The 15803-nt window shown below is 73.4% G+C and carries 15 protein-coding genes; 11 read left to right on the top strand and 4 right to left on the bottom strand.

Going from position 1 to position 15803, the window contains the following annotated elements; all coding sequences use genetic code 11:
• The first annotated feature begins 13 nt into the window (after positions 1–13).
• The 11 genes from L1857_RS25750 to L1857_RS25700 all read left to right on the top strand — a co-directional run bounded on the left by L1857_RS25750 (position 14) and on the right by L1857_RS25700 (position 11567).
• Positions 14–1021, top strand: coding sequence for an LLM class flavin-dependent oxidoreductase (locus L1857_RS25750; protein ID WP_116111168.1), 1008 nt, complete (start codon positions 14–16; stop codon positions 1019–1021).
• A 13-nt stretch (positions 1022–1034) separates the two neighbouring features.
• Positions 1035–1472, top strand: coding sequence for a nuclear transport factor 2 family protein (locus tag L1857_RS25745; protein WP_116111167.1), 438 nt, complete (start codon positions 1035–1037; stop codon positions 1470–1472).
• A 2-nt stretch (positions 1473–1474) separates the two neighbouring features.
• Positions 1475–2290, top strand: coding sequence for an alpha/beta fold hydrolase (locus L1857_RS25740; protein ID WP_240323233.1), 816 nt, complete (start codon positions 1475–1477; stop codon positions 2288–2290).
• Positions 2287–3225 (top strand): DUF1028 domain-containing protein, encoded by a 939-nt coding sequence (locus L1857_RS25735; protein ID WP_116111165.1) that lies wholly within the window; start codon positions 2287–2289, stop codon positions 3223–3225. The genes L1857_RS25740 and L1857_RS25735 overlap by 4 nt, the downstream gene beginning before the upstream one ends.
• Complete coding sequence (locus tag L1857_RS25730) at positions 3222–4364, top strand: M20 family metallopeptidase (RefSeq protein ID WP_116111164.1); 1143 nt, start codon at positions 3222–3224, stop codon at positions 4362–4364. Before L1857_RS25735 ends, L1857_RS25730 begins: the two co-directional genes overlap by 4 nt.
• A gap of 9 nt (positions 4365–4373) precedes the next feature.
• A complete protein-coding gene (locus L1857_RS25725; protein ID WP_249466503.1) occupies positions 4374–5456 on the top strand; it encodes an S-methyl thiohydantoin desulfurase family protein in 1083 nt (360 codons plus the stop codon).
• Positions 5453–6823, top strand: a complete 1371-nt coding sequence (locus tag L1857_RS25720; protein WP_116111162.1) for a hydantoinase/oxoprolinase N-terminal domain-containing protein — start codon at positions 5453–5455, stop codon at positions 6821–6823. Before L1857_RS25725 ends, L1857_RS25720 begins: the two co-directional genes overlap by 4 nt.
• The gene (locus L1857_RS25715) at positions 6820–8472 is read left to right on the top strand and encodes a helix-turn-helix domain-containing protein (RefSeq protein WP_249466501.1); all 1653 of its coding nucleotides are present in this window, start codon (positions 6820–6822) and stop codon (positions 8470–8472) included. The genes L1857_RS25720 and L1857_RS25715 overlap by 4 nt, the downstream gene beginning before the upstream one ends.
• Positions 8473–8504: 32 nt before the next feature.
• Positions 8505–9524, top strand: coding sequence for a glucose-6-phosphate dehydrogenase (coenzyme-F420) (fgd, locus tag L1857_RS25710; protein WP_116111161.1), 1020 nt, complete (start codon positions 8505–8507; stop codon positions 9522–9524).
• Positions 9525–9659: 135 nt separating this feature from the next.
• Positions 9660–11234, top strand: coding sequence for a helix-turn-helix domain-containing protein (locus L1857_RS25705; protein WP_249466498.1), 1575 nt, complete (start codon positions 9660–9662; stop codon positions 11232–11234).
• Between the two features lie 24 nt (positions 11235–11258).
• The gene (locus tag L1857_RS25700) at positions 11259–11567 is read left to right on the top strand and encodes a TetR/AcrR family transcriptional regulator (RefSeq protein ID WP_240323231.1); all 309 of its coding nucleotides are present in this window, start codon (positions 11259–11261) and stop codon (positions 11565–11567) included.
• 64 nt (positions 11568–11631) lie between these two features.
• On the opposite strand, the gene L1857_RS25695 is transcribed toward L1857_RS25700, so the two are convergent.
• The 4 genes from L1857_RS25695 to L1857_RS25680 form a co-directional block, all read right to left on the bottom strand.
• A complete protein-coding gene (locus tag L1857_RS25695; protein WP_162831092.1) occupies positions 11632–11796 on the bottom strand; it encodes a hypothetical protein in 165 nt (54 codons plus the stop codon).
• 282 nt (positions 11797–12078) lie between these two features.
• Positions 12079–14457, bottom strand: a complete 2379-nt coding sequence (locus L1857_RS25690; protein ID WP_116111159.1) for a xanthine dehydrogenase family protein molybdopterin-binding subunit — start codon at positions 14455–14457, stop codon at positions 12079–12081.
• Complete coding sequence (locus L1857_RS25685; RefSeq protein ID WP_240323230.1) at positions 14454–14981, bottom strand: (2Fe-2S)-binding protein; 528 nt, start codon at positions 14979–14981, stop codon at positions 14454–14456. Before L1857_RS25685 ends, L1857_RS25690 begins: the two co-directional genes overlap by 4 nt.
• Positions 14978–15802: an FAD binding domain-containing protein gene (locus tag L1857_RS25680; protein ID WP_275895908.1), complete on the bottom strand. Its 825-nt coding sequence runs from the start codon at positions 15800–15802 to the stop codon at positions 14978–14980. Before L1857_RS25680 ends, L1857_RS25685 begins: the two co-directional genes overlap by 4 nt.
• Between the last annotated feature and the right edge of the window lies 1 nt (position 15803).

Below are 15803 nucleotides of genomic sequence, written 5' to 3'. Positions count from 1 at the left end.
AGGAGCCTGCCTCATGACTCAACCCGCGCGCAGCCGGCTGGGTGTGCTGCTCGGCAGTACCACCCCGCCGGAACAGATCGGTCAGCGCTCCGCTGCCGCGGAAGCCGCCGGCTACGGCGAACTGTGGCTTCCCGAGGACTACTTCTTCCTCGGTGGCGTGGCGGGGGCGGCACTCGCCCTCGGGGCCACCTCCCGGGTTCCGGTCGGCATCGGCGTCGTCTCCTCGGTGGTCCGCCATCCGGCGCTGCTGGCCATGGAAATCGCCACCCTCGCCCGCGCCTACCCCGGCCGGCTGATCCCCGGCATCGGGCACGGCGTGCCGGCCTGGACCGCGCAGATGGGGCTGACCCAGAAGTCGCCGATGAGCGCGCTGCGCGAAACCCTGACCGGGGTCCGCGCGCTGCTGGCCGGGCAGACCGTCGACCACGACGGGAAGTTCGCCACCTTCCGGCAGGTCACGCTCACCCATCCGGTGCCCCAGCCGGTCCCGCTGTTCACGGGCGTGCTCGGCGACAAGGGACTCGAACTGACCGGGCAACTGGCGGACGGGCTCCTGGTCAGCGCGCTCGCCCCGGTCGAATACGTGCGGGCGGCGCGGAAGAAACTCGACGCCGCCGCGAAGGCCGCCGGTCGCGACGAGCGGATCACGATCAGCGTGCTGGCCGCCGCCAACGTCACGCGGGACCCGGGCGAGGTCGCCGCCGCGCGGGAGGCGCTCAAAGCCGTCCTGGCGTTCTACCTCGCCGCCTCGGGCCCGGGACCGCTGTTCGGCGCGGTCGGCGCCAACGAGCACCTCTCGGCCATGCTCGCGCGCGGCGGGCCCGAGACCGTCGCCGCGCAGATGCCGGACGAGTGGATCGACATCTTCGGCCTCGTGGGCGACCAGAACGCCGCACGCAAGCGCATCGGTGAGTTCCTCGACGCCGGCGCGGACACCGTCACCGTCGCGACCGTGGTCGCGGACGGGGCGGACGAGACGCTCACCGCCGTCGGTGAACTGACCGGCGAATTCACGTACTGAAAGGGCAGAGATCATGAGCAGCGACCGCGAGCAGATCCTCGACGCGCACAAGGGCTGGTACGAGACGAACGTGGGCCTCGCCGCCGACAGGATGCTGGACTACTTCCCGTCGGGCGACAAATACCACCAGTTCAACCTGAACGGCCACACCTATCACGGGGCGCGGGACAAGCACCGGTTGTGGGTCAACGCGGCGAAGATCGGTCTGGACATCACCGCGATCAAGGACACCGTCGGGCCGGACGTCCAGGTTTTCGGTGACGTCGCGCTGCTCACGGCCGAGGGCGTGGCCGACCTGCTGCTGCCGGGGCAGTCGGACTCGGTGCCCACCCCGTTTCGCACCACCGAGTTCTACCGGCGCGACGACGGCGACGGCCAACCGGTGTGGAAGATCTGGCACATGCACTGCAGCGTGATGGACCAGCAGATGCCCAAGTACGGAACGGAGTGACGGTGACGCTGGACCGTGTGAGCGTCGCCGGGGAAACCGGTCGCCTGTCGGTGTTGCGCACGACCGGCGACCGGCCCGGCACCCCGCTCGTGCTCCTTCACCCCATCAACTCCGCCGCAGTGGTCTGGACCGATGTGGCGCAGCGGCTCGGCCGGCCGGTCGTGGCGCCGGACCTGCGCGGGCACGGGCGCTCCGGCCAAGTGGGCCCGTTCACCGTCGAGGAGGGCTACGTCGTCGACGTCCTGGCCGTGCTCGACGGTCTCGGACTGGACCGGGTGCACCTCGCTGGCGGGTCGCTCGGGGGCACGATCTCGGTGGCGCTGGCCGCGTTGCGCCCGGAACGGGTCCTCAGCGTCACGGCGTTCGGCTCGACACTGGGCACCCGGGTGCCGGCCGAGGCCATCGAGGAGATGGTGACCGAACTCGAGGCCAAGGGAACCGCCGGCTATTTCGCCGATCTGGTGCCGCAGATCGTGGGCCCGGCCTACCGGTCCTCCGCCGCGATCGGTGATCTGATGGCGGAAGCGGTCGGCACGCGGCCCGAAGCGGTGATCGCGCGGATCCTGCGCGGGGCCTTCGGGGCCGACATCCGGCACCTGGTCGGCAAGGTCGCCGCGGCCGGTGTCCCGGTGCTCGCGGTGGCGGGCACCGAGGATCCGACCTGCCCGGTCGCGATGTCACGGGAACTGGCCGAGGCCACCGGCGGCACCGCGATGACACTGCCGGGGGTGGGGCACCTGCCGATGCTCGAGGAGCCGGCACGGGTGGCGGACATCCTGCGGGACCACCTCGCCAAGGCCGAGGGAGCGGCCGCGTGACGTACTCGATCGTCGCCCGTGACCCTGCCACGGGTCAGCTCGGGGTGGGCGCCCAGACCCATTTCTTCGGCGTCGGTGCGTTGCTGCCCTGGGCGGAGGCCGGCGTCGGCGCGGTCGCGACCCAGGCGTTCGTCGACGTCGGCCACGGTCCGCATGGCCTGGACCTGTTGCGTGCGGGCGAATCCGCACGATCCACTGTGGACAAGCTGGTGGCCGGTGATCCCGAGTCCGGCTACCGGCAGCTGGGTGTCGTCGATGCCACGGGTGCGGTGGCCGCGCACACCGGGCGCTCGTGCGCGCCACACGCCGCCGCGGCGCTGGGGGACGGGGTGACGGTGCAGGGGAACATGCTGGGTGATCCGTCCGTGTGCCGTGCCGCGCTGGCCGCGTTCGAATCCGCCGACGGTGACCTCGCCGACCGGATCCTGGCCGGGCTCCGGGCGGGGGAGGCGGCCGGGGGAGACGTGCGCGGTGCGCAGTCCGCCGCCCTGCTGGTGGTGTCGGGCCGGCGCGGCCCGGCACCGTGGGCCGAGAAGATCGTGGATCTGCGGGTCGACGACCATCCCGACCCGCTCGCCGAGCTGTCCCGGCTGCTGCCCCGGTCGCGCGCGTTCGGTGCCGTCGGTGACGTCATGTTCGCGCGCGGGCTGACACTCGGGCCGTTCGAGGGCGTCGAACCTCAGCGGCTGGAGGCACACCTGCGCGCGCTCGCCTCCGCGGCGGAGGTCATCGGGCCGGACAACCGGGAAGCCGATTTCTGGCGCGCGCTGCTGCTCGCCCGCGCCGGCAGGCAGCACGAGGCCGCCGACCTGTTCGCCGACGTCGTCGCGTTCCGGCCCGCGTTGCTGCGCTTCGCCGAAGGCCTGGCGCCACTGGGCTTTCTCGACGCCGACGCGCTCGCCGCGATCACCTCACGTGCCCGGGAATCGGCGTGACCGCCGAAGCGGCCGCGGCCGCCGTCCACACCGGACGGGTGACCGCGTTGGCGGCGGAGCTGATCCGGCACGACACCAGGAACCCGCCGGGCGGCGAGCAGCCGGTGGTCGAACCCCTGGTGGCGGCGCTGCGCGACCTCGGCGCCGCGATCGAGGTCTTCGAACCGGTGCCGGGACGGCCGTCGGTACTGGGTCACGTGGGTTCCGGAGCCGGTCCCACGCTGCTCGTCAACGGGCACATCGACGTCGTTCCCGTGGTCGAGGCGGACTGGGCGGTGCCGCCGTTCGGCGGGCAGGTGCGGGACGGCCTGCTCTACGGCCGTGGCGCATGCGACATGAAGGGCGGGATCGCCGCGGCCCTCGAGGGATTGCGTGCGTGCCGGGACGCCGGTGTCGTGCCACCGGCCACGATCGCCTTCCATTTCGTGGCGGACGAGGAGACCGGCGGCAGGCTGGGCACCGAGGCGCTGGTGGGTTCCGGGCTGGTGAAGGCTGACGCGGCGGTCGTTCCCGAGCCCAGCGAGCTGGCGGTGGGGGTGGCCGAGCGGGGCGTGCTGATGGCCGAGATCACCGTACGCGGGCGCGCCGCGCACGGCAGCGATCCCGGCGTCGGGCGTTCCGCGGTCGCCGACGCCGCGCGGATCGTCTCCGCTCTGCACCTGGCCGACTTCGGTGGTCACGTTCATCCGCTGCTGGGCTCACCCACCTGCAACGTCGGCACGATCGCCGGTGGCACCGCGGCCAACATCGTGGCCGCCGAGTGCCGGCTGCGGGTCGATCGCCGGGTGCTGCCGGGCCAGACCCGCGCCGGGGCACTGGCCCAGATCACCCGGTTGATCGACGCCGTGGGTGCGTTCGACTACGACACGACCGTGCTCGCGTTCGCCGAAGGCTCCGAACTCGACGTTGAGCACCCGTTCGTCGCGGAGTTCCGGGGGGCGGCCGGGCACGCGCCGGTCCGCGGCCTGAAACTCGGCACCGATGCGCGGTTCCTCCGCAACCGGCTCGGCATCCCGGCCGTCGTGTACGGACCTGGCTCGGCGCGGGTCGCGCACACCGCCGACGAGTACGTGCCGGTCGCCGAGCTGGTCGCGGCCGCGCGTACCTTCGCCAGGTTGTACGCGACTTTCCGGGGCTAGACTCCACCGATGGATCACGTCGCCGAAGCCGCGGTCGACGACATCGTGCGCGGGGCGGTGCACTTCGGCAGCGGTGGTGGCGGCGACCCGTACCTGGGGCAGCAGCTGCTGGCCGCCGCCGTCCGCAGGCACGGGCCGATCCCGCTGGTCAGGCCGGGGATGCTCGATCCGGACGCGCTCGTGCTGCCGGTCGTGTCCGCCGGCACGCCCTACGCCCTCGCCGAGAAGGCGCACAGCACTCTCGAGGCGGAGACGCTGCGCGCGGCGGTGGAAGCGCGGGCCGCGCGGGCGTGCGCGGCGGTGCTGCCGATCCAGCTCGGCGCGATCAACCTGGCCGTGGCGCTGGCCGTCGCCGCCGAGCTCGGCCTGCCGTGCCTGGACAGCGACCTGATGCGGCGCACGCTGCCGTCGATCGACATGACGCTGCTGGGCCTGCACGGGCATCCCGCCGCGCCGATCACCGTGGTCGGCGGCGCCGGGGTCGTGGCGGAGTTCAGCCAGGGCGACCCCACCGTGCTCGGCAGGCTCGTCCGTGCGGTCATGCCCAGCCTCGGCCTCGTCGCGCTCGTCAGCGCGTACCGGGTGAACGCGGGCGACTGCGCCCGCCTCGGGGTCGACGGTTCGGTGACCGAGTGCGCCCGGATCGGCGCGGCGCTGCGCGCGGTGTCCCCGGCCGTGGCCGGCGGGTACGAGCCCTACCTGCGCGCGTGCGGCGGCCGGCTGCTGTGCACGGGAACGGTCGCCGAACTCGTGCAGCATTCCACCGACGGCTGGCCGCGCGGCGTCGTGTCCCTGCAGACCGCGGACGGTTTCGTGCGGATCGACTTCCAGAACGAGAACCTGATCGTGAGCGGGGAGGGCATCGTGCTGGCGACCGTGCCGGATCTGATCAGCGTGGCCGACGCGGGCACCGGCGCGCTGATGCAGACCGTCGACCTCGCGCTCGGACAGGTCGTGCACGTGATCACCGGGCCCGCGGACCACCGGTGGCACACGCCCGGCGGGCACGCGATGGTGGGACCGCGCGCCTTCGGCTACGCCGTGGATCCCGTCCGGTTCGACGGCGCCCGTCCTGTCGCGGCCGTGCGATGACGGCGCCGCCCAGCGCGAGCCGGCTGCGGGTGGGGGTGGACGCGGTCCGGGCGCGCGCGGTCGCCCTCGACCGGCAGGGCCGGATCGTCGCGACCCACCGGGGGAGACCACGACGGGACCCGGCCGCGCGATTGCTGGGCGCGGTGGTCGCCGGCGGGAAAGACCCGGCGGCGATCGACCGGGTCGTGGTGATCCTGCCGGACCTGACGCCGGCGGAGGTCGCCGGTGGGGTGCGGGTGGGGGTGGTGCGCATCGGTGCTCCCGCGGCGACCGCGCTGCCCCCGCTGGCCGGATGGCCCGCCCCGCAGCGGCGGGCGTTCGCCGGGCCGGTGACGATGGTGCGCGGCGGGCACGAGTACGACGGCCGGATCTCGGCGCCGCTGGATCTTCTCGCGGTGGCCGGGTTCGCGCGCCGGTGTGCCGGCGACGTCGGCGCGGTCGCGGTCGCGGGAATCCACGCGCTGGAGAATCCCGAGCACGAGCAGCGTGCCGCGGACGTGATCGCCGATGAGCTCGGGGCGGACGTGCCGGTGCTGCGCGGTGCCGAGACCGAGGCGCTCGGGTTGCTGGAGCGGGAACACACCGCGGTGCTGGACGCGGCGTTCGCCGGTGTCGCCCGTGCTCGTCTCGACGAGCTGGGGGCGGCGGTCCGGGTGCACTGCCCGGACGCGGAGCTTCACGTCCTGCGTGGCGACGGCACGGTGCTGCCCGCGCTCGACGCGCCACGCCATGCCACGGCCTGGATCGGGGCCGGGCACGGGGGTCTGATCCACGGTGCGGCGCGGCTCGCGGGGGTCCGCTCGGCCGCAGTCGTGGAGGTCACCGCCGACCGTGCGGTCGTCGGCACCACGCACGCGGGGCTGTTGCCCGATTCGGGGCTGCCGCGGCACATCGCGGGTATCCGGACGGGCCTGCGGACGCCACGACTGACGATGGTGTCCCGTCGCGCGGAAGAGTTCACCGCCCGGCTGCTCGCGGCGCTCGCCCGCGCACGGTACGGGGTGGACGGGATGCCGGTCGTGATCGTCGGCGACCGGGCGGACGACCTGCCGGATCCGCCGGGCCTCCCGGTGCTCCGGCCACCGGACGGCGATCTGGCGGCGGCGGTCGGTGCGGCGACGGCCGAGGCGATGGGCTCGGTCGACCGGATCTTCTGGCAGGGCGCGGGTGGGCGGCAGGACTCGGTGGACCGGGCCCGGCGGCTCGCCTCGGACGCCGCGGTGCGGGCCGGCGCCGATCCGCGCACGCTGCGGGAGAGCCCGGTGCAGGAGGCGCTGATGACCTATGTTCCGGTGCCCGCCGCGCGGCTGCGGGTCACCGCCGTGGGGCCGCTGCTGGAGCCGGCCGAAGCGACGGTGGCGCCGTGACGGGCTCCCCGGCGGTCACCCTGGGCCAGCTGCTGGACCTGGACCTGCTCAACCACCACGAGGTGCTCGGCGGTGCGGCGGGCCTCGGGCGGCCCGTCCGGATGGTCGTGGCCGGTTCGGCTGTGCACGAGGTGTCCGAGCTCGCGCCGGGCAGTGTCGTGGTGTTCGGCCGTGAGCAGCTCGCCCTCGACGATCTGGCGGTCGATCTCGCGATCCGGCTGGCCGGCAGCGCGGGCCTGTCCGGGATCATCGCGGCACGCACGTCACGGCAGGTTCCCTTCGCCACCCGGCGGCTGGCGGACCGGCTGGCGTTGCCGCTCGTCGGTGTCGAGGACATCGCCCCCGCCGGGGTCGTCGCCGCGTTCGACCCCTACGTCCGTGCGCCCGAGATGGCGGGACTGCGGGTGCTCGGTGACGCGGCCCGTCACTTCCAGCGCCCACCGGCCAACGCGAACGCGCTCACCTCCTTGCTGGCGGCGACGCTCGGCGAGCCGGTCGCCCTGGTCGACGCCGAAGCGCGGTTCGTGGCGGGAGACCCCGCGGTGCACGCGCTGCTCGGCACCCGCGCGACCGCGCAGGAGCTCGGGGATCCGCATCCGGTCGCGGTGACGTTCGAGACCGACGGCGACGGCCTGCTGGCGCAGCCGGTGCAGGTCGACCCGGCCGGGCCGGCGGCGTACTGGATCGTGGTCCGCCGGCCGCGCTTCGCGACCGGGGTACTGCTCGAACCGGTCCGGCGCGCGGTCGCGATCGCGGCGCTGTCCTTCGCGGTGCACGTGGCGAGCGAGGCCGTCCGGGCCGAACGCGAACACCGCCGGCGATCGTTGCTGCTGAACGAAATCCTCGAGCAACCCGACGATCCGGGACGTCGCACGGTCGAGCGGGCCACGGCGCTGGGCTGGCGGCTGGCCGGCTGGCACACCGCGGTGCACGTGCAGGTCTCGGACGCGCCCCCGGCCTTGCGGGCGTCCGCGCTGGGCGCCGAACTGGAGGAACAGCTGGCCGAGCACGGTGTGCCCGCGGCTGTCGTGGAACGGGCCGAGGGCTGGGTGTTCTGGTCGACCACTGAGGCGGAGGCCACCGAGGCGGACCCCGGACCGTTGACCGAGCGGCTCACCAGGACACTCGCCGCGCTCGAGGCGGAGCATCCCGGGCTGCGCCTGTGCGCGGGCATGGGCGCACCGCACGCGGGCACGGCGGGGATCGGCCGGTCCGTCGACCAGGCGCGCCAGGCGACCCTGCTCGCCCGCACCACCCACCGCCCGGCGGCCGTCGAGCACTTCGACGCCGTCAGCACGCGCAGGCTGCTGGCGGGCTGGTACGGCTCGGCTCCGCTGCGCGGTGCCGCGGCCGACCTGCTGGCGCCGCTGGCGGAGGCCGACCCGTCGGGCGAGCTGGTCCGCACGCTGCGCTGCTACCTCGACTGCCAGTCCTCGGCGAAGGCGGCCGGCGTGCTCCTCGGCGTGCACCGCAACACCGTCATGCAGCGCATGGAACGGGTCACCGAGTTGCTGCAGGCCGACCTCGGCGATCCCGACGACCGGCTGGCAGTGCACCTGGCGGCGCGCGCGGTGGACGTCGAGTGGGACGACCCGCCCGACGGGCCGCACAAGGGCGACGGGTCCGGGTTCGGCCACGGAGCACGATGACCTGGCCGCTGCGGAGCTGTTGACTGCCGGACATGAACTTCGAACACGCCGGCATCACCGTCGGCTACAAGGCGTCGGCGGAACAGTTCGGACCACGCGAACTCGTCGAGCTGGCCGTGCTGGCCGAACAGCAGGAGTTCGACTCGGTGCTCGTCAGCGACCACTACCAGCCATGGCGGCACCGCGACGGGCACGCGCCGTTCTCGATGGCCTGGCTCGCCGCGGTGGGCGAGCGGACCGGACGGGTCCGGCTGGGCACCAGCGTGCTGACCGCGACCTTCCGTTACCACCCGGCCGTGGTGGCCCAGGCGTTCGCCACCCTCGGCGCGCTCTACCCGGGGCGGGTCGTTCTCGGTCTCGGCACCGGTGAGGCGCTCAACGAGGTCTCGGTGGCCCGGCTCGACTGGCCCGAGTTCCGGGAACGCTTCGCCCGCCTGCGCGAGGCGATCGACCTGATCCGTCGCTTGTGGACGGAGGAGCGGGTCACCTTCGACGGCCGGTACTACCGCACCGAGAACGCGACGGTCTACGACCGGCCACCGCAGCCGGTCCCGATCCACGTGGCGGCGGGCGGGCCGGTGGTCGCCAAGTACGTCGGCCGGGCGGCGGACGGATTCATCTGCACCAGCGGCAAGGGGATGGACCTCTACACGGAGAAGTTGCAGCCCGCTGTCGACGCCGGTGCCGCGCAGGCCGGCCGGGACCCCGCGGACGTGGTGCGGTCCATCGAGATCAAGGTGTCCTACGACACCGACGAGAAAGCCGCGATCGAGAACACCCGGTTCTGGGCGCCGCTGTCGCTGACCGCCGAGCAGAAGCACGGCATCTCCGATCCGGTCGACATGGAACGGGTCGCCGACGCACTGCCGATGACGCAGGTGGCCTCCCGCTGGATCGTCTCGGCCGATCCGGACGAGGTCGTGGACCGAATACGCCCGTACGTGGCGGCGGGTTTCACGGATCTGGTGCTGCACGCGCCCGGCCACGACCAGGCCCGGTTCCTCGAACTGGCCAGGAAGGATCTCCTGCCACGGCTTCGCACCTTGGCCTGACACGTCTGGAGAACCGTGGTCGTGGCTCAGCGCACTGTTGAACGGCTTTCACCGGGCTGTGTGCCCACTGACGGCGGGCCGATCGCTGCCTAACCTTGCTCCCACGCGGTGTGACGTGGCGGAAGGAGTGGTCCGATGACGGTCGTCGACAACCGGCCAGGCGAATCGACAGGGGTCCTTCCACTGCCGGCGGTCCGGCTGCCGCGACTCGTCGGAGCCCGGCGTGGCTGGTTCACGGTGCTGGCCCCGGCGACGGGGATCGACAAGCCGTTGTCCGGCGCGACGATCTGGGACCCGGCGCGGCCACCGGGCCGGCATCAGCTGGTGCTGGTGCCCGCGCCGCGCCCGGCCGCCGCCGAGCTCACCGAGGCGCTGGAGACGGCCGCTCGCGCGGATGCCGCCGCGCTCGTGGTGCGCGAGGGCTGCCTGCCGCGGGACTTCGACGTCACGGCGGTCGCGGCGCGGGCCGGGGTGCCGGTGCTCGCGGTGGGGGAGCAGGTCGGCTGGGAGGAGATCGGCACGCTGGTGCGGGCGCTGGTGTCCGGCGCCCGATTCGGTGCGCGAAGCGGCGCCCCCACCGCGAGCGGGCTCTACGAGCTCGCCGAAAGCGCGGCACTCGCGTTGGACGGCGCGGTCGTGCTCACCGACGCGGGTCTGCGGGTGCTCGCCTTCGCCTGCCCCGGGACGGTCGACGACCTCACCACCAAGACGATCCTCGCCCGGCGGGTCCCCGTTGCCCTGCGCGACCAGTTCGCGCCGATGCGGACCGCCGCCTGGATCGACGTGCCGGGCGCGGGTCCGCGGCTCGTCGCGCCGATCCCGGTCGGGCACGTGGTGGGCGGATATGCGGTGCTGGCGCCCGGCGCCGACACCCCCGATTCCGCGCCGCGGGTGCTCGGTGACGTCGCGGCGGCGGCCGCCGCGTGGTTCATCGACGAACCGGCCGGACGCGACGACGAAGACGCGGTGCGGGCGGAGCTGCTGCGCGGGCTGCTGACCGGGACCGGATCGTTGGAGGCACTGGCGGACCGGCTCGACCGGCCGGGCACACGGCGATGGTGCCTGATGAGCCTCGGGGCGCACGCGAAGACGGGCGGAGTGACCCCGGACGTCGAACGGGTGCTGGGCCGCTGCGCGCGGATGCTGAATCCGGACGCGTCCACGGCGGTACTGGGCGCGGTGGCCTACGTGCTGTTCCCCGCCGCGCCCGGCCCGGCCGCGTTCGCCGAGCGCCTGCGGCAACGCGCAGCCAGGGCTGCCGGCGGCCCCCTGGTCGCCTGCCTCAGCCGGCCGCTCGAGACGAGCCAGGACGTCCGTGCCGAATGCGGACTGCTGCGGCGAGCGGTGGACGTGCTGGCCGCGCGAGCGGAGCCGGTGACCGGCGACCTGGCCGACCTGCGCCCGCACGTCCTGATCGCCGAGCTGGCCGGCCTGGCCACCGACCATCCGCAGCTGTTGCACGGCGCGCTCGACGTGCTGCGCCACGACGACTCGCCGCGCGGCGCCGAGTACCTGGACACCCTGCTGAGCTGGTTCGACGCCGGCTGCGACGCCACCCGCGCCGCCGCGGCCCTGCGGGTGCACCGGAACACCTTCCGCTACCGGCTCCAGCGGATCGAAAAGCTCTGCGCCATCGACCTCGACGACGCGGTCCAGCGGTTCACGCTTGAGTTGCAGGTCCGCCTCCTGGTCCTGCGCGGAGGCTGGTGAGAGCGGGCCCGTTATCTTGGGGCGGTGGGGAAGGACACCGGCGAACCGGGCACCGGCTCGGTCGAGCACCTGCGGGCGGACAGCAGGACGTCGCGGCCAGGAGGCCGGACGGCGCGCGTGGGCCAGGCCGTGCTGGATGCGACGATCGCCGAGCTGAGCGAGGTCGGGTACGCGGCGCTGCGGATCGAGTCGGTGGCCGAGCGGGCCGGGGTGAACAAGACGACGATCTACCGGCGGTGGGGTGACAAGGCGGGTTTGGTGGCCACGGCGTTCATCGACCGGCGTGACGAGTTCGCCCCGCCGCCGGCCGCTGGATACCGGGAACCTGCGTGAGGACCTGCCGACTCACCTTGGCGACATCCGCGACGCGTTCCGCACCCCGTGGCGCCCGGCACCGTCAGAAGCCGGCGCCGCACCCGCGCCCCTCAGTCTCCAAGCCACCGCTGCCGGTGAAGGAGTCCGTCTGGGAGATGATCTCGGTCTTCGCGATCACGGGCATGCCGACGTAGTCGGTCTCGATGTGCAGCGGGGCGTACATGTAGGCGCGGTAGTCCTCGAGCACGTAGGTGGCGCCGTAGTCGAACTCCGCGCCGAGGTCGGGAAGGACAACGCGCTACCAGGTGTCGGGGCGAGGGAGGTGGCCGTGCCGGGTGGCGACGCTGGTCGTAGACGGCGGTGGGTTTGCCGAGCTGGCTGAGGTGACCGCGGGCCAGGGCGGATCTCGTGCTCGATTCGGCCGGTGCCAAGGCTTTCGACTAATCCCTTGCCGCGCTCGTCCCGCTGCGCAGCGCCTCCGACGCGATCAACGCCCTGCGCGACCGCAGCCTCGTCGGCAAAACCGTCGTCACCCTCGGCTGACGCCGGTGCGCAGCCCGTCGAGCACCCGCTCGGGCAGCACGGGGATCGAGGTGATGGGGGCGGCGCCCTCGGGCAGGGCGTCCTGGATCGCGTTGACGATCGCCGAGGGTGCCGCGATCACACCGCTCTCGCCGACGCCCTTGGCGCCGTTGAGGGTGAACGGCGTCGGGTGCTCGGTGTGGAACAGATCGATCTCCGGCACGTCGGTGGCCAGCGGCAGCAGGTAGTCGGCGAACGACCTGGCGAACGGGCGCCCGTGCTCGTCGTAGGGAAGCACCTCGGACAGGGCCATCCCGATGCCCTGCACCGCACCACCGATCACCTGGTGCTCGACGATCGCGGGGTTGAGCTGGGTGCCGCAGTCGTGCCCGAAGATCAGCCGGCGCACCGCGACCTTCCCGGTCTCGGGATCGAGCTCCACGAGCGCGGCCACCGCGCCGTAGGAGAAGGCCATCCCCGGCGGGTCGTACCCGGCTTCCGCGATCAGCCCGGGCTCCATGCCCTCGGGCAGGTTGCCGCCCTGATAGGCGGCCTTGGCCACGCCCGCGATCGGCAACGGGTCCATCCCGCTGCCGGCGACGACGAACCCGCCCGCCGTCAGCTCGACATCGTCGGCCGAGGCTTCCAGCAGGTGCGCGGCGATCGCCCGCATCTTGTCGCGGACCTTGCCCGCGGCCATCAGCACCGAGGAGCCGCCGACACCCGCGGCACGGCTCGCGCCACTGGCGTACCCGGTGAAGTGGCTGGAATCGGTGTCGCCGAACGCGACGGTGACCGCGTCGAGCGGCACCCCGAACGCGTCCGCGGCGACCTGGGCGTAGGCGGTTTCGACGCCCTGGCCCATCGGGGTCTGGCTGCTGACCACGCGGACCGTGCCGTCGGGCTCGATCCGCACCGTCGCGGTGTCCCAGCCACCGGTCGAGACACCGATCAGCGGCAGGATTCCGGAGGGGCCGAAGTTGGTGTTCTCGTTGTACACGGCCAGTCCCAGGCCCAGGACGCGGCCCTCGGCGCGGCCGGCGTCCCGCTCGGCCAGCGCGGCCCGGTAGGCGGGACGTTCGAGCAGAAGCTCGAGCAGCTCGGCGTAGTCGCCGCTGTCGAGCATGCTGCCCGTGGCCGTGGCGAACGGCATTTTCGCCGCCGGGACCAGATTGCGTCGGCGGATCTCGGCCGGGTCGAGCCCGAGCCGCCGCGCGGCGATGTCGAGCGTGCGCTCCAGCGGGAAATTGGCCTCGGGCTGACCGAAACCGCGGAAGGCACCCAGCGGTGTCTTGTCGGTCACCACCGCGGTGGCGACGATGTCGACGGCGGGCACCGCGTACGGCCCGGGAAGCAGGGCACCGGTGGCCCATCCGGTCCCGGCGCCACAGGCCGACGGCGCGCTGCCCAGGTCGATGGAGTACCGGGCGCGCAGCCCGACGATGCGCCCGTCGGTATCGAAGCCGACCGCCAAGTCCATTTCCTGCGCGCGCGAGGGGGTGTCCGCGACGAAGCTCTCGTCGCGCTGTTCGATCCAGCGAACCGGGCGGCGCAGCAGCATCGCGAAGTACGGCACGAGGGCCTCCTCCGGGTAGAAGACTCCCTTCATGCCGAACGCGCCGCCCACATGCGGGGCGATGACGCGGATGCGGTGCTCGGCGACCCCGAGCATCCGGGCGACCTCCTCGCGGATGATGTGCGGGGCCTGGGTGGAGGTGTACAACGTCAGCGCCGGTCCGGGCGCGTAGTCACAGACCACCGCGCGGGCTTCCATCGACGCCGCCGTGATGCGCGAGGAGGTCCACGTCTCGCGCACGGTCAGATGTGCCTCCGCCAGCGCCTGCGCCGGGTCCGGGGGTGTGGGCAGGCCGGGGATCGCGACCGGCCAGCTCGCGACGACCTGGACGTTGTCTCCCCAGTCGGCGTGGAGCAGCGGTGCGCCCTCCGCCAGGGACTCCGCCGGGGTGTTCACCGGCGGCAGCGGTTCGTACTCCACCCGGATCAGGTCGAGGGCGTCCTCGGCCACGTACTGGTCGCACGCGACGACGGCCACCAGTGGCTCGCCGACATGCCGCACCTCGCCGTGTGCCAGTGGACGCCCGGAACCGACCTTCTGGCCGGGCAGGTCCCACAGGTAGCCGTGGGGGCCGATGCGGTCGAACAGCTCGGCACCGGTCGCGACGGCGTGGACGCCGTCGAGCGCGGCGGCCGCGGAGGTGTCGATGTCGAGGATCTTGGCGCGGGCGTGCGGACTGCGCAGCAACACCATCGTCGCCTCGCGCGGGAGGTGGATGTCGCCGGTGTAGCGGCCGGCGCCGCGCACGAACCGCTCGCCGTTGCGGTTGGGGACACGGCTGCCGGTGACGCGCTGGTCGGTGGCGTTCATGCGGACTCTCCCCGTGCCTGGGCGGCGAGCGCCGCTTCGAGGGCGTTGACGATGCCGACATACCCGGTGCAGCGGCACAGGTTGGCCGACAGGCGGGCGCGCAGATCCTCGCGGGTGAACACCGCGCCGGCGGCGGCCTCGGCGAGGATTTCGGTGCCGAGAACGATCATGCCGGGCGTGCAGTATCCACATTGGAAGCCGAAGTGCTCGATGAAGGCCTGCTGGAGCACCGAAAGCGCGCCGCGCTCGGCGATGCCCTCGACCGTCGTGACCTCGGCCCCGTCGGCCTGCACGGCCAGTGTGAGGCACGACCGGGCGGACAGCCCGTCGACCAGCACCGTGCACGCTCCACACGGGCCCTGGTGACAGCTGGTGTGGGTGCCGGTGAGTTGCGCCTTCTCGCGCAGGAAGTCGGCGAGGTGGGTGCGTGGCTCGACGGCGCCGGTCACCTCCTCGCCGTTGACGCGCACCGTGATCGCGCGCCGCGTCCGGCGTCCGGGCATCGGCCGTGCCGTCGTGGTCATGAATCCTCCCGAGGTGCGGTGGTCAGGACGCGGCGCAGCGCGGCCGCGGTGGCGGAAGCGGCGAGGTGCCTGCGGTGGTCGATGGACACGTAGGGGTCGGGGCCGATCGGCACGACGAGTTCGCGCACGGCGGCGCCGACGGCGTCGGGGGAGCGATCCGCGAGCAGCTCGTCGTCGACGAGGAACGGGCGCGTGCCGACACCGCCCAGGGACAGCACGAGCCGCCCGGCGCGGAATCCGGCGACCGCGGTGGTCTTGCCGTGCCGGCGGAAGTCGCGCTGCTCGAACGCCCACCGGGAATCCTCGGGCAGCGGCACCTCGATGGCGGTGATCAGCTCGTCGGGGGCTAGCGCGGTGCTGAACGGGCCCGTCCACAGCCCCGTCGCGGCGAGGACACGCTCACCCCGCACGGAGGTCACGCGGACGCGGCCGTCGAGCGCCAGCACCGCCGTGGGCAACTCGCCCTGGGGATCGCCGAACGCGAGACTTCCGCCGACGGTGCCGCGGTTGCGCGTGGGGATGTGCCCGACGCGGGCGAGCGCTTCGCGCAGCACGGCCGGTGTCGCCGAGTGGTGCTCCAGCGCCCGCTGGGTGACACCCGCGCCGATCACGAGGGTGCCGCGCTCGACGGTCACCTCGCGCAGCTGCGCGACTCGGCGTAGGTCGACCAGCACGGCGGGCCTGCGAGTTCGGCTGTTGAGCTGGGCGAGCAAGCTCTGCCCACCGGCGAGCACGGCGGCCTCGCCGCCAAGTCGGTGCAGGACTTCGCAGACCTCGGACACCGTCTCAGGATCGGAGTAATCGAAGGGGGCTGGCCGCATC

The sequence above is a fragment of the Amycolatopsis thermalba genome, assembly GCF_023376025.1.
In the GTDB taxonomy this organism is placed as follows: Bacteria; Actinomycetota; Actinomycetes; order Mycobacteriales; family Pseudonocardiaceae; genus Amycolatopsis_E; species Amycolatopsis_E thermalba.
This window is presented reverse-complemented; position numbering and strand designations above follow the sequence as displayed.

Bases quoted from the DNA above. Each gene is read 5' to 3' on its own strand.
- L1857_RS25745 (WP_116111167.1), top strand. From the start codon at position 1,035: ATGAGCAGCGACCGCGAGCAGATCCTCGACGCGCACAAGGGCTGGTAC.
- L1857_RS25680 (WP_275895908.1), bottom strand. From the start codon at position 15,802: ATGCGGCCAGCCCCCTTCGATTACTCCGATCCTGAGACGGTGTCCGAG.
- fgd (WP_116111161.1), top strand. From the start codon at position 8,505: ATGAACTTCGAACACGCCGGCATCACCGTCGGCTACAAGGCGTCGGCG.
- L1857_RS25750 (WP_116111168.1), top strand. From the start codon at position 14: ATGACTCAACCCGCGCGCAGCCGGCTGGGTGTGCTGCTCGGCAGTACC.
- L1857_RS25690 (WP_116111159.1), bottom strand. From the start codon at position 14,457: ATGAACGCCACCGACCAGCGCGTCACCGGCAGCCGTGTCCCCAACCGC.
- L1857_RS25705 (WP_249466498.1), top strand. From the start codon at position 9,660: ATGACGGTCGTCGACAACCGGCCAGGCGAATCGACAGGGGTCCTTCCA.
- L1857_RS25725 (WP_249466503.1), top strand. From the start codon at position 4,374: ATGGATCACGTCGCCGAAGCCGCGGTCGACGACATCGTGCGCGGGGCG.
- L1857_RS25720 (WP_116111162.1), top strand. From the start codon at position 5,453: ATGACGGCGCCGCCCAGCGCGAGCCGGCTGCGGGTGGGGGTGGACGCG.
- L1857_RS25685 (WP_240323230.1), bottom strand. From the start codon at position 14,981: ATGACCACGACGGCACGGCCGATGCCCGGACGCCGGACGCGGCGCGCG.